Source organism: Pseudomonas sp. B21128 (genome assembly GCF_044218865.1).
Lineage (GTDB): Bacteria > Pseudomonadota > Gammaproteobacteria > Pseudomonadales > Pseudomonadaceae > Aquipseudomonas > Aquipseudomonas iridis.
The window spans coordinates 4,693,354-4,706,638 of sequence record NZ_CP162590.1 but is presented as its reverse complement, the minus strand read 5'-3'; the positions used below and the strand labels follow the sequence as shown (position 1 = coordinate 4,706,638).

The 13,285-nt window shown below is 57.6% G+C and carries 9 protein-coding genes; 4 read left to right on the top strand and 5 right to left on the bottom strand.

The features are described from left to right. Positions 1-9 precede the first annotated feature (9 nt). The 3 genes from AB4P91_RS21070 to AB4P91_RS21060 all read left to right on the top strand — a co-directional run bounded on the left by AB4P91_RS21070 (position 10) and on the right by AB4P91_RS21060 (position 3,780). Positions 10-2,172, top strand: a complete 2,163-nt coding sequence (locus AB4P91_RS21070) for a molybdopterin cofactor-binding domain-containing protein (RefSeq protein ID WP_395603584.1) — start codon at positions 10-12, stop codon at positions 2,170-2,172. A 1-nt stretch (position 2,173) separates the two neighbouring features. Next, positions 2,174-2,752, top strand: coding sequence for a hypothetical protein (locus tag AB4P91_RS21065; RefSeq protein WP_395603583.1), 579 nt, complete (start codon positions 2,174-2,176; stop codon positions 2,750-2,752). A 62-nt stretch (positions 2,753-2,814) separates the two neighbouring features. Continuing rightward, on the top strand, positions 2,815-3,780 hold the full coding sequence (locus AB4P91_RS21060; RefSeq protein ID WP_150595445.1) for a diguanylate cyclase: 966 nt from the start codon (positions 2,815-2,817) through the stop codon (positions 3,778-3,780). Between the two features lie 25 nt (positions 3,781-3,805). On the opposite strand, the gene AB4P91_RS21055 is transcribed toward AB4P91_RS21060, so the two are convergent. Then, positions 3,806-4,753 carry a hypothetical protein gene (locus AB4P91_RS21055; protein ID WP_150595444.1) on the bottom strand — a complete coding sequence of 316 codons (948 nt, stop codon included), beginning with the start codon at positions 4,751-4,753 and terminating at the stop codon, positions 3,806-3,808. A 448-nt stretch (positions 4,754-5,201) separates the two neighbouring features. Here AB4P91_RS21055 and AB4P91_RS21050 point away from each other — a divergent pair, with 448 nt between their 5' ends. Continuing rightward, positions 5,202-6,350, top strand: coding sequence for a hypothetical protein (locus AB4P91_RS21050; RefSeq protein ID WP_395603582.1), 1,149 nt, complete (start codon positions 5,202-5,204; stop codon positions 6,348-6,350). A 185-nt stretch (positions 6,351-6,535) separates the two neighbouring features. On the opposite strand, the gene AB4P91_RS21045 is transcribed toward AB4P91_RS21050, so the two are convergent. The 4 genes from AB4P91_RS21045 to AB4P91_RS21030 form a co-directional block, all read right to left on the bottom strand. Beyond that, on the bottom strand, positions 6,536-9,688 hold the full coding sequence (locus AB4P91_RS21045) for a hypothetical protein (RefSeq protein WP_395603581.1): 3,153 nt from the start codon (positions 9,686-9,688) through the stop codon (positions 6,536-6,538). 151 nt (positions 9,689-9,839) lie between these two features. Continuing rightward, positions 9,840-10,634, bottom strand: a complete 795-nt coding sequence (gene fabI / locus AB4P91_RS21040) for an enoyl-ACP reductase FabI (protein WP_007910591.1) — start codon at positions 10,632-10,634, stop codon at positions 9,840-9,842. A gap of 19 nt (positions 10,635-10,653) precedes the next feature. Beyond that, positions 10,654-12,264 carry an ABC transporter ATP-binding protein gene (locus tag AB4P91_RS21035; protein ID WP_150688621.1) on the bottom strand — a complete coding sequence of 537 codons (1,611 nt, stop codon included), beginning with the start codon at positions 12,262-12,264 and terminating at the stop codon, positions 10,654-10,656. A gap of 1 nt (position 12,265) precedes the next feature. After that, complete coding sequence (locus AB4P91_RS21030) at positions 12,266-13,285, bottom strand: ABC transporter permease (RefSeq protein ID WP_150596622.1); 1,020 nt, start codon at positions 13,283-13,285, stop codon at positions 12,266-12,268.

Here is a 13,285-nt window from a genome sequence, read left to right as displayed (position 1 = left end):
AGCTAAACGATGAACAGTCCCGTATCGCGTCGGGGTTTTCTTAAAGGCAGTGCCCTGTTGGGCGGCGGTCTGGTGGTGGCGTTTGCCGTGCCCGCCGGCCACCGCTTTGCCATGGCGGCGGAGAATGAGGGCAAAGTCTTTGCGCCGAATGCCTTTCTGCGCATCGGCGCTGACAACAGCGTCACCGTCCTGCTCGGGCATTCGGAAATGGGCCAGGGCATCTGGACCGGCCTGACCATGCTGATCGCCGAAGAACTGGACGCTGACTGGTCGACCATCCGTGTCGAACATTCCCCCGCGTCGGCGGCGGATTACGGCATGCCCGCTTTTGGCGGCATGCAGATTACTGGCGGCTCGACGTCAACCTGGATGGAGTTCGACCGTTATCGTTTGGCCGGTGCAACGGCCCGGCAGATGCTGGTCGAAGCGGCGGCCAAGCGCTTTGACGTCGCGCCTTCGACGATCCGCACCGAATCGGGTGTGGTGATTGCCGGCGATAAACGCGCAACCTACGGCGAACTGGCAGACGCCGCCGGGCAACTGCCGGTACCGGATCCGAAATCGATCACGTTCAAGGAGGCCAAGGACTGGAAAGTCATCGGCAAACCAACCAAACGCCTCGATACCCCGGAGAAAATCACCGGCCGCGCCAAGTTCGGCATGGACGTGCAATTCGAGGGTTTGATGACCGCCATGGTCGTGCGTGCGCCGGTTTTCGGGGCGACGGTCAAGTCCTTCGAAGGCGCTCAAGCATTGGCGATCCCGGGGGTACATAAAGTGCTGCAGGTGCCGAGTGGCGTCGCGGTGATTGCGGAGCATTACTGGGCGGCGAAACTGGGCCGCGATGCGCTGAAAGTCGATTGGGACCTGGGGCCTCACGCGGATCTGAGCAGCGAAAAGCTACTGGAGAGCTTTCGCAAACTGGCCACCACACCGGGCACATCAGCCAGTCAGGCCGGTGATGCCAAGGGCAACTTTAGCAAAGCGGCGAAGAAGATCGACGTCGAGTACAGCGTGCCGTATCTGGCGCATGCGCCGATGGAACCGTTGAACTGCACGGTGAAAATCAGCGAGCAGAAATGTGAAATCTGGACGGGCACGCAGTTTCAGACGCTCGACCAAATGGTTGCCGGAAAAATCACCGGGTTGAAGCCCGAGCAGGTGGAGATCCACACGGAATTCCTCGGCGGTGGGTTTGGCCGCCGGGCCAATCCGACTTCCGATTTTGTCGCTGAAGCCGTGCAAGTGGCGAAAGCGGCGGGTCTGCCGGTGAAAACCGTGTGGTCGCGGGAGGACGATATCCGCGGCGGTTATTACCGCTCGATGTTCCTGCATCAGGCACGAATCGGCCTTGGCGCGGATGGGCTGCCGCTGAGCTGGCAGCATGTGCTGGTCGGCCAGTCGATCATGACCGGCACGTTGCTGGAAGCGACCATGGTCAAGAACGGCATCGACCCGACGTCCGTCGAAGGTGTCAGCGACAGTCCGTACGTCAAAGGTCTGGCCCACCATCAGGTCGATCTGCATTCGCCGCAGACCGGGATCAACGTGCTGTGGCTGCGTTCGGTGGGGCATAGCCACACGGCGTTTGTCATGGAATCGCTGATCGACGAAATGGCCACGGCGGCGGGCAAGGACCCGGTCGAATACCGGCGTACATTGCTCAAGGAGCATCCGCGGCATCTGGGCGTGCTCAATCTGGCGGTGGAAAAGGCCAACTGGACAGCGCCGCTGCCAGAGGGCCATGCCTTGGGTGTCGCGGTGCACGAATCGTTTGGCAGTTATGTGGCGCAGGTCGCGCAAGTGTCCCAGGACAACCTGGCGATTCGCGTGCATCGGGTGGTGTGTGCGGTGGACTGTGGGATTGCGGTCAACCCGCAGAGCATCGCGGCGCAGATGGAATCGTGCATCACCTTCGGTCTGGGCATGGCGCTGCACAGCAAGCTCACGCTCAAGGACGGTGCGGTCGTGCAGTCCAACTATCACGATTATCAGGTGCTGCGGCTTAACGAAATGCCGGTGGTCGAGGTGCACATCGTACCCAGCACCGACAAACCCGGCGGCATCGGCGAGGCCGGTGTGCCGCCGACCGCACCGGCGGTGGCCAACGCGGTGTACGCCCTGACCGGGCAACGCCTGCGCGAACTGCCGCTGCAACTGTCGGGGGTATGAGATGAAACGACATCTGGTCTTGGCAACGATGGTGTTGGTCGGTCTGGGCGGCTATGCCGCGGATGTGTTCGCCGATGATCAGGAGGCCCTGAAAGCCTTCGGCACGGTGCAGAAGGTATTCCAGAGCCCGCGCTGCCAGAACTGCCACATTCCCGGCGATTCGCCGCTGCAATTCGACGCCGGCATTCCTCATGCGATGAGCGTGGTGCGCGGCATGGACGGCAAGGGCGCCGCCGGTTTGCCTTGTGCCACTTGTCATGCTGAAAACAATCCGCCGGCCAGTTACGGCCCCCATGCCCCTCCGGGGGCGCCGCACTGGAGCCTGCCGCCAGCAGCGCACAAAATGGCCTGGATCGGCCTGCCGCCGGACAAGCTGTGCGCGATGATCAAAGACCGTTCGAGCAATGGCGACCGCGATTTCGCCGCGCTGATCAAACATGTCAGCGAGGATAAACTGGTGCTTTGGGGCTGGAACCCCGGCGCAGGGCGCGCGCCAGTGCCGGTGCCGCACGACATATTCGTGAACCAGTTCAAGCTCTGGGCCGATGCTGGGGGGCCATGTCCGGTGGTGGGTGGTTGATGGGGTGAGGCCGAGGAGAATTAGCGCTACTCTTAGGAACACTGATGCCAATGGAGTGTGTGATGCTGGTTCCCCGAAAACCTGCCAACGAAGAGGCGCGCATCCAGGCGCTGCATGGCCTCAATCTTCTCGATTCGGCTCCCGAAGAGCGTTTCGACCGACTCACGCGGCTGGCCAAACGCCTGTTCAATGTGCCGATTGCATTGGTGACGCTGGTGGACAAGGACCGTCAGTGGTTCAAGTCCTGCGTCGGGCTCGATGCTACCGAGACGTCGAGGGACGTTTCCTTCTGCGGCCACGCGATTCTCAAGGATGACCTGCTGCTGGTGCGCGATGCCCGCGAGGATGAGCGCTTCCATGACAATCCGTTGGTCACCGGCGAGCCGAACATTCGTTTTTACGCCGGCTATCCGCTGACCGTGCCCACTGGCAACAAACTGGGTACGTTGTGCCTGATCGACACCAAACCCCGTGAGCTCGACGACGAGGAGCGTGCCCTGCTGCGTGATCTGGCCGAAATGGCCGAGCAAGAGCTGACGGCGGTGCAAATGGCGAGCATGGACGAGCTGACGCTGCTGTCCAACCGCCGCGGTTTCAAGCAGCTGGCTCAACATGCCCTGGACGCCTGCGCACGGCTCAAACGGCCGGCGACGCTGCTGTTTTTCGATCTCAACGACTTCAAGCAAATCAACGATCTGTACGGCCATGCCGAGGGCGACAACGCCTTGAAGACTTTCGCCGACGTGCTGCGCATCGCCTTTCGTGAGAGCGATGTGGTCGGACGCCTGGGCGGCGATGAATTTGTCGCGTTGCTGACCGGCTCCAGCCACATCGAAACCACGGCGGTCATGGCACGCCTCAAGGAAATACTCGAAGAACGCAACGCCACGCTCCACCGTGGCTACGCCATCCGCTTCAGCGTCGGCCAGATCGAATATGACCCGCAGCGCCATGAAACCGTGGATCGGTTGCTGGCCGATGCGGACGGGGCGATGTATGCGCATAAGCAGGTGTTGAAGCGTAGTTGATATCGGGGCACGAGCAGGCGTGTGTTCACGCATTTGCCTGCTCGGATATTGTGTGCAAAGGAGTTACGTATACCGATGGACTAAGAAAGTCGATGTGAAAGCCTGATGAACCGTCACCAATTGCTAGATGAACGCCGCTGATACCTTCATTCATTTGTGAATTCATTTTGTAGTCAATGTCTGGCGCAATGGCTTGGTTCACCCCGATGGCAAATTCCGTCAGTTTCAGACCTCGATTGCCGGCAGCAAGATCCAGGAGTTTTATTTGCTCCTCGTCGTTTATCTTGAATGAAATTATGGTGTTGTCCTTTATCGATATAGTCGCACCTTCTTGAGCTATGCGATCACTTAGCCATCTAAGTGAGGATTTCAAGCCCTCTGGTAATGTTGGGTTTGGCTTTCTCTGTACCGCTAATATTCCTGCAACTCTTAATGTGCCGTTAAAAGAAAATGGGCTGGGCTCCTTAGGGTCCATATGTGCGTAGTGGACTTCAAAAAATTCCGCGACCGACTGGATAAAGTTGTCAGATATATCTTCGGCCAGTAGCGCATAAGCCTTTGCGTGAGAGTGAATCGAAACTGATGCAGCGGCATGATTACCATGCAGGGAGAACTTCTGATTGGAGTTCAACATGCTCAGCACGGATCGTTGCATCGAAAGGGAATGTTCGAAATCGCTGCTGAGTAGAAGTCTTAAACTGTACATTGCCGCAGTCACGGAAGGCTCGAACACTTGAGCCGCGCAGAAAATACTTTTTTTCCTGTCAGCGTTTTCTGCGATTTGAAACATTACTCTGGCAGCTTGGTTGCTAAATGAAAAAACGATAGTGTTTTTTGGTAGTTTCGTTAGCTCAAAAATATTAGCCGTTTTGAAACCCAGGAGTGCACATTCTCTGAGAAAAGCAGCTGAGTCGGCGATGATGGAGAATTCCTCATGGCCGAAGAGCGTCGATATCATGTTTGAGGTTGACATGAAACTCTCCTGATGGAAAGGCGCGCGGCGTAAGTGATGCCGCGCGTTGTTCTCGTTTAATCTTCAGAATTCGCCCAAGCCAGTGGGGCCCATCCGAAATTTTCAGGTCCAGAAGTAATTCGCTTGAGGTTCTCGTTGGTGGTTATTTCGATGCACATTTGATTTTCCTTCTTTGAGTTTTTGTTTTTTACTCCCAGCACTGCTTGGGAGATATAAATTAGTACCTGATTTGTTTGATGTGTTAAATGGTTTATTTGATTTTTTAAGAATGATTTTATCTATCTGTTTTGTTGGGGGTGCATGGTTCGGTTATTTGAATGGGTGGCGGCTGTAGTACCGATCTGAAAATTTGATGTCAGTGGTTTTTGCTGTTGTGAAAGGTAGGTCTTTTGTAGTTATGTTTATTTATGGTTTTTGGTTTATATGAAACGTGGTCGGAGGAAGCACAGTGCACGTATCAAAGAAATACCTGACAGAAGCATCTGTTCACAAGGCTTTGCTGTTGGAAGATTTAACTGAAAAAAATCATCCTGACCACGCAGTACGGCTATTGCTCAATGAAGTTCTTCTGGGGCTTGCCGAAAATGGCTGGCCTCGAGCGCAGTTACAAGTGGGGCCAAGGATCGTCTCCGCTGAGGAGAATTACGGATTACTTGGGTACGATCCGAAAGAGACCACGCTGGGTAGCGAACATACGCGATGGGTCGATGAGCATTCCCTCTTGCGTACCCAAACCACGAGCCAGATCCCCGCGGCGCTTAAATTGGCCGCTCAGGGTCGACAACCGGGGCAGACGGTCTTGTTAGCTGCGCCGGGAATAACGTTCAGGCGTGATAGCCGGGATCGCTGGCATTGTGCAGAGCCTCATCAAATGGATATCTGGGTACTGGGCGATCCAGACTTGGCGTCGCATGAAAATTTGCTGCGTCTAATCGGCGATATTCTCAACGTTGCTGTTCCCGAAAAATCCTGGGTTTACAGCGATAGCCCCCATCACTACACCGAGGGTGGAATCGAAGTGAACGTGCTTAAGGATGGCACGCCGATTGAGGTCATTGAGTGCGGCCTTATAGCGAAATCTTTGCTGGAACGTTTGAACATTGACCCGCTGCGACATGGCGGGCTGGCGCTTGGGATGGGGCTGGATCGCCTGACGATGTTACGTAAAGGAATTCCTGATATTCGCTTGCTGCGCGATCAGAACGCGCGCGTGCAGGCGCAAATGCATGATCTGAATCCATGGACTTCGGTATCGCGTCTGCCTTCAATTGCACGGGATATATCAGTGGCGATAATGCCAGGTCTTAGTGAGGAAGAGCTGACCGAAAGGATGTTGCAGGCGGCGGGGGATTGCGTTGACTGGATTGAGGAGATGCAGATAAAGGGACGTTGGCCGTATGTGGATCTACCCGAACAAGCTATCGAACGGCTCGGACTGCTACCGGGGCAGGAGAATGTGCTTTTACATGTGGTTTTGCGCGATTGTTCGCGATCAATCACTACCGCCGAGGCAAATGCGTTGTACGCCGAAATTCAGGCGGCAATGCATGAGGGCGCCCCCGGGGCAGGATACAGAATGGATCTGTCCAAGGCGTGATATGTACTGACCACAACCGATATACCACGGGCCATGTAGGAGTGAGCCTGCTCGCGATGGCGCAGTGTCAGGCGGCCAAAATTCAGGAAGTGCTACCGACATCGCGTGCAAGCCCACTCCCATAGGGGGCTATGGTGTACTCGAATTTCAAGTATTTCAGAAGACCCTGCACGAGTGAAATTTCATCACTCGGACGGACTCAACGCCTGATAGAACGCCATCCATGTCGAGTGGCAGGTTTCGGTGTCGTTCAGATCAATGGCGGTCATTGCACGCTCCAGCGCCGCGGCTTCGTGCGCGTTGTACAACTGGTTGACTGCGGCTTGGGCGATGGCGTTGACCTTGGCAGATGAAAAGGTGTCGGGCACCGTTACGGGTTGTCGCGCGAATGGCGCTCCCTCGACGCTGAGACGTTCAACCCTGACATTGCAGCTCGCCGGGCTCTCGGGCTGAGTTCCTCGCTGGTATGCCTCCCCGTCTATTGGCAGTGAAGGCGGTGCCGCGCGGTCGGCCGTTGGCGTCAACAACGTCCAGTCGATATCCCTGCGCAACTGAACCTGCGAGTGTCGGACGAAGACTTCGAAGACCCGGGGCGTGTAGTCGCGTAGCAGCGCAATTATAGCGAATGGCCCCGCGTTATTGTGCGGTTCAACTGCCGCGCCTGCCTGCGGCACCGGACTCAGTGCAAACAGCTCCAGTGTGGAATCTTCGATATCAATCCGTTGTTGCAAAGGTAACTCGCAAAACGCTTCTTTGATCAAGGCCAGGCTGGCCTTTTTCATCTGAGCCAAGCGGGTGGTGAGGGCGAAAGAAAACTGCCGGCAGACCTCTTTCAGTCTGGAAAACTGCGGCGCCATTGTTTCCAGGTTCACTTGGGCACGCCTGGAGCTCCAGCCTGTCATGTCGGGCATCAGTCGGTTGGCCATGTGTAGATCCACCAGGGAATATTGCGGCGGATCGGTTTCCGTAACTGCGATTGCGTCGGTCCAGACCAGAACCTTGTCTTCGAGGTGACGGTGATTGGGGAAAATGCTGCGCAGGTCAGCCAATGCCACCGTATAGGGCGTTGGGAAGGCTGAGCGAAAACCGTCACGGCACAGCTGGTCCAGCTGGTGAGTGTGCTCGCGGAAGACCGTGCCGGCCTTTTCCAGTGTGGACGAGTCGTAGGTGCTGACGTCAAGGCCGGGCTCTGGGTGGATCAAGCCCCTGGCAATGGCCCAGTCGACCAACACCGATGTGCACGCGAGCCCGGTCTGAAACGTCTGGAATCGGGGGATTGGATGTTGGGCCAGGGTCATCAATTGTTCGAACGTCATCACTCGCGCCAGTCCGGTTTTCAACTGTTCGATGTACAACACCATCTGTTTGAGCATGACCCAACGGCACGAACTCATGTAACCGACGGATTCGGGAATATCACGGACCAGAAACTCTGGCGCTATGCCCGATAGCATCAGGTGTGTGGCCAGCACTTTGTTTTTGACTGGCGTCAGGCCGGGTTGAGCGTCGATAAAGCGGCGCACTTCGCTGAAACTTTCGCCCCAGAAAAAGCGGTCGTTCAAGGGCTGGGCAATGATCCGTCGGGTGTGCTTTCCCATACTCGGGTCGAGACTCAATATCAGGGCAGCGAGGACCAGGCGTTCACGGTTTATCGCGTTGAGTGCCTTTGCCATGTCAGCCAATCTGAATTTGCTCAACAACAGGTTGCCCAGATCCTGAGCCCGGGGTGCGCTCAGGATCTGGTTGAACAGGTAGTCCGCTTTGGCGTACAGAGCGGATCGGGGCAGGTCGGTTTCAAGGCCTTCGCTCAAATAGTCGATCAGCGGGGCCGAGCCTGAAGGCAGAAACGCTGCAGTGGCGTCGACAATGACCTGGCGTTCCTGCGAGGTAAACTGTTCGGTTTCATTGCCGGGAGGGCCCAGCAGATACCAGTGGTCCATGTGCACCGGATGCAGTATCAAAAGGGTTTTTTCCCACTGGGCGGTGAGGCGGGCAGAGTCGACGTTTTCAGGTACGTCCATTTCGTAGTAGCGCATCATCTGGACCAGACTGACTTTACCGTTGGTACGTATCTCTCCGCCTGCATCGCCCGCCAGGGTTTTTAGCCTCTCCAGCAAGACTTTCAATTCCGCGTGCCGCTCGACTTGCCGGCCCAGGGCAATCCAGTTGTGATTGCTGCCGACGGTGCCTACCCGACCTGATTCGGTCACAAGCAACTGACTGTCCGCCGGGAGGTTTCTGCCTTTGAGAATCGCTTGAAAAGCCTGAATGTTCCTGAACCCCAGCAGTAATTCCTTGCGCCTGGCCACCAGTCGCCCCAACGTCGATGCAGGTTCCGGTTTGCTGAATTCCTCCAGACTGATCGTCTGGGTACTTTCCTTGTTCCAGCTCAGCGCTTCCAGGCGCCCGATGATGTACTGACAGTTCTCAATATCACCAAACGCTTCCTGGTAGCGCGTGATGAGCAGATTGGTCTGCACGTAGCCACTGACAAAGGGTGGGAGTGGCCACTTTGCTTGGCGCAACCGCAGGATCAGTTCGCGGGTGCCTTCGACATTGTCCGGCAGTTCAAAGCCGTATTGCGTCATGACGTGGCCGAGGTTGTGTTGAGACTCTGTCCTGGCAATTAAAGAGCAAGAGATCAGCGATACCGACTTTGCGGCAATGCGAGACTGGATGAAAGGCTGTTTGCGCTCCTCTATGGCCTGCAGGGCCCGCTCCAGTTCTGCCGCGATGGCTCGATAGTCCTCAAGCTGCGCGGTGCGCTCTCTGATCACCGCCGACGTTGTATAGCCGTCGTTGTTGATCGCGGCAATTGCGCTGGTTTTCAGCTCATTGACAATCACCTGCGCCTGCTGGGTGTTTTGCGGTTCTGGATAGCCGTAGAACGCCAGCACCAGCTGGCGCGGAAAACGGGACTGAGGGTTGGCGGATTTACCGCCAATACAGGGCAAGCCGATCCCCGCCGGATCGATCCGTTGCGAAATCGACAACAGGGTCGGCGCCATTTGCCACCAGCCGGAATCATCGTCCAGGGTGAATATCCTGAGGGTAGGCGTTGTGTGCGACGCGGTCAGGGCCTGCAATATCTCGCCTTTGAGGCTGAAAGTATCAAAGTTGACGTCGAACTGGCTGGCCCAATAGAGAAAGTCCGGGCGCTGCAGAGCGGTCCAGTACAGTTCGGTCCACTCGCTTAACAGGCAGCCGCGCGGAATCTCAAGGGTGCGCGAGGGCGCCATGGCATCTGCGACGGGTACTTCGGTCAATTCGTTGATAAGACATTGGATCAATGCCTGTTGGGCCTGATCGGCCGCTGGTTCTGATTCGGTGTTGTTCATCTGTGTTCTCCTATAGGCGGTTGAAAACCGCTGAGCGCCGATTGTCGAACGACGGGGAGAATCTCCGGTGGTACATAGTTATTGCCCGTGCGCGAGTTTTGCGCAGGCGAAAAAAAACCGCCTCGAAAGGCGGTTTTTTTCTACATCGAGATCACTCTTCGATGTTGCCCATGGCGGTGGTGTTGAAGCCGCCGTCCACGTACATGATTTCACCGCTGATGCCCGACGCCAGGTCAGAGCACAGGAACGCGCCGGCATTGCCGACTTCGTCGATGGTGACGTTACGGCGCAGTGGGGTCTGCGCTTCGTTGGCGGCCAGCATCTTGCGGAAGTTCTTGATGCCGGAAGCGGCCAGCGTACGGATCGGGCCAGCCGATACGCAGTTCACGCGGGTGCCGTCCGGGCCCAGGGAACCGGCCAGGTAACGTACGCCAGCTTCCAGCGAAGCCTTGGCCATGCCCATGACGTTGTAGTTAGGCATGGTGCGCTCGGCGCCCAGGTACGACAGGGTCAGCAGGCTGCCGTTGCGGCCTTTCATCATTTCGCGGCCGGCTTTGGCCAGGGCCACGAAGCTGTAGGCGCTGATGTCGTGAGCGATGCGGAAACCGTCACGGGTGGTGGCTTCGGTGAAGTCGCCGTCCAGTTGGTCGCCCGGGGCGAAGCCAACGGAGTGCACGATGCAGTCCAGGCCGTCCCACTTCTTGCTCAGTGCTTCGAAGACCTTGGCGATTTCTTCATCGCTGGCCACGTCGCACGGGAAGCACAGCTCAGGGCTCGAACCCCAGCCTTGGGCGAATTCTTCAACACGACCTTTCAGTTTGTCGTTCTGATAAGTGAAGGCAAGCTCAGCGCCCTCGCGATGCATGGCGGCAGCGATGCCGGATGCGATGGACAGCTTGCTGGCGACACCGACGATCAGTACGCGCTTACCGGCGAGAAAACCCATGTGTTGCTCCTCTTTCAGGTTATTGCGCAGTGGCTGGTGCCAAAAAAGCGGCTTCCAGCAACTGCTGTGTATACGGATGTTCAGGGGCGGCAAAAATGGCTTGCGCGTCTCCCTGTTCGACCACTTGGCCATGCTTGACCACCATCAACTGGTGGCTCAGCGCTTTGACGACAGCCAGATCATGGCTGATGAACAAATACGTCAGGTTGTACTTGGCTTGCAGTGAACGCAACAGTTCCACCACTTGCCGCTGCACCGTCCGGTCGAGCGCTGAAGTCGGCTCGTCCAGCAGGATCAGCGCCGGTTTGAGCACTAACGCTCGAGCAATGGCGATGCGTTGCCGTTGCCCACCGGAAAATTCGTGGGGGTAGCGGTGCCGGGTTTCCGGATCCAGACCTACCTCCTTCAATGCCGCAATAATTGCCGCTTCCTGTTCGGCGGCGGTGCCCATCTTGTGAATCCGCAGGCCTTCACCCACGATGTCGCTGACGCACATCCGCGGGCTCAGACTGCCGAACGGGTCCTGAAACACCACCTGCATCTCCCGGCGCAACGGGCGAATCTCGTTCTGTGTCAGGCAGTCTAGCTGTTTGCCTTCAAAACGGATCGCGCCTTTGCTGCCGATCAGCCGCAAAATCGCCAGACCCAGCGTGGATTTACCGGAACCGCTTTCGCCCACAATCCCCAACGTCTGGCCTTGAGGCAGGCTGAAATTGATACCGTCCACTGCCTTGACGTAGTCCACCGTGCGCTTGAGCAGGCCTTTCTTGATCGGGAACCAGACTTTCAAGTCCTCGACCTCAAGCAGCGGCGCCCCGATTTTATTGGTCGCCGGGCCTCCGCTGGGCTCCGCGCCGAGCAATTCCCGAGTGTACGGATGCTGCGGCGAACGGAACAGCTCTGCGCACGATGCCTGTTCGACGATGCAACCGCGCTGCATGACACATACGCGATGCGCAATTCTTCGTACCAGGTTCAAATCGTGACTGATCAGTAGCAGCGACATGCCCAGTCGGGCCTGAAGTTCCTTGAGCAAATCGAGGATTTTCAGCTGAACGGTCACGTCCAGCGCCGTGGTCGGTTCATCGGCGATCAGCAGTTCCGGCTCGTTGGCCAGGGCCATGGCGATCATCACCCGCTGGCGCTGGCCGCCGGACAGTTCGTGAGGCAGGGCCTTGAGGCGCTTGTGCGGTTCGGGGATGCCGACCATCTCCAGCAGCTCCAGCGTGCGCCTGGTCGCGACTTTGCCGGTCAGCCCCTTGTGGATGCCGAGCACCTCGTTGATCTGCTTCTCGATCGAGTGCAGCGGATTGAGCGAGGTCATCGGCTCCTGAAAAATCATCGCGATGCGGTTGCCGCGGATGTGGCGGATGGTTTTCTCGCTCAGACCCAACAGGTTTTGCCCGGCGTAATTGATGCTGCCGGCCGGATGCCGCGCCATCGGGTACGGCAGCAAACGCAGGATGGAGTGGGCGGTCACCGATTTGCCCGAGCCGGATTCGCCGACCAGCGCCAGGGTTTCGCCGCGTTTGATGTCGAAGCTCACGCCCTCTACCACCCGGTGCAGGCGCTCGCCGACACCGAATTCGACGGCGAGGTCGCGCACTTCGATCAGATTGTCCTGATTCATTTCACTTCCTCGGGTCGAAGGCATCGCGAGCGGACTCGCCGATAAACACCAGCAAACTCAACATCAGCGCCAGCACCGCAAACGCACTCATGCCCAACCACGGCGCTTGCAGGTTGGATTTGCCCTGGGCCACCAGCTCGCCCAGCGACGGACTGCCGGCCGGCAAGCCGAAACCGAGGAAGTCCAGTGCAGTGAGCGTACCGATGGCGCCAGTGAGGATGAACGGCATGAAGGTCATGGTCGACACCATGGCGTTGGGCAGAATGTGGCGGAACATGATCGCCCCGTTCTGCATGCCCAGCGCCCGCGCTGCGCGTACGTATTCGAGGTTACGGCCACGGAGGAACTCGGCGCGCACCACGTCAACCAGACTCATCCATGAAAACAGCAACATGATCCCCAGCAGCCACCAGAAATTCGGCTGGACGAAACTGGCCAGAATGATCAGCAGGTACAGCACCGGCAACCCTGACCAGATCTCCAGAAAACGCTGTCCGGCCAAGTCGACCCAACCACCATAGAAGCCCTGCAAGGCCCCGGCGAACACGCCGATGATCGAACTCAGAATGGTCAGCGTCAGGGCAAACAGCACCGAAACGCGGAAGCCGTAAATCACCCGCGCCAGCACATCGCGACCTTGATCATCGGTGCCCAGCAGGTTGTCCGCCGACGGAGGGGCAGGGGCCGGGACTTTCAGGTCGTAGTTGATGCTTTGATAGTTGTACGGAATCGGCGCCCACAGCACCCACGCATCCTTGGCCTTGAGCAGTTCACGGATGTACGGGCTCTTGTAGTTGGCTTCCAGCGGAAATTCACCGCCGAAGGTGGTTTCCGGGTAGCGCTTGATCGCCGGGAAGTACCAGTTGTTGTCGTAGTGCACCACCAGCGGTTTGTCGTTGGCGATCAGTTCGGCGCCCAAGCTCAGCCCGAACAGCATCAGAAACAGCCACAGTGACCACCAGCCGCGCTTGTTGGCCTTGAACAGTTCGAAGCGGCGGCGGTTGAGAGGGGACAGGTTCAT

What these genes read in the sequence shown, in the direction of transcription:
- AB4P91_RS21070 (WP_395603584.1), top strand. Translation starts at nt 10, where the DNA reads ATGAACAGTCCCGTATCGCGTCGGGGTTTTCTTAAAGGCAGTGCCCTG.
- AB4P91_RS21065 (WP_395603583.1), top strand. Translation starts at nt 2,174, where the DNA reads ATGAAACGACATCTGGTCTTGGCAACGATGGTGTTGGTCGGTCTGGGC.
- AB4P91_RS21060 (WP_150595445.1), top strand. Translation starts at nt 2,815, where the DNA reads ATGCTGGTTCCCCGAAAACCTGCCAACGAAGAGGCGCGCATCCAGGCG.
- AB4P91_RS21055 (WP_150595444.1), bottom strand. Translation starts at nt 4,753, where the DNA reads ATGTCAACCTCAAACATGATATCGACGCTCTTCGGCCATGAGGAATTC.
- AB4P91_RS21045 (WP_395603581.1), bottom strand. Translation starts at nt 9,688, where the DNA reads ATGAACAACACCGAATCAGAACCAGCGGCCGATCAGGCCCAACAGGCA.
- fabI (WP_007910591.1), bottom strand. Translation starts at nt 10,634, where the DNA reads ATGGGTTTTCTCGCCGGTAAGCGCGTACTGATCGTCGGTGTCGCCAGC.
- AB4P91_RS21035 (WP_150688621.1), bottom strand. Translation starts at nt 12,264, where the DNA reads ATGAATCAGGACAATCTGATCGAAGTGCGCGACCTCGCCGTCGAATTC.
- AB4P91_RS21030 (WP_150596622.1), bottom strand. Translation starts at nt 13,285, where the DNA reads ATGAACCTGTCCCCTCTCAACCGCCGCCGCTTCGAACTGTTCAAGGCC.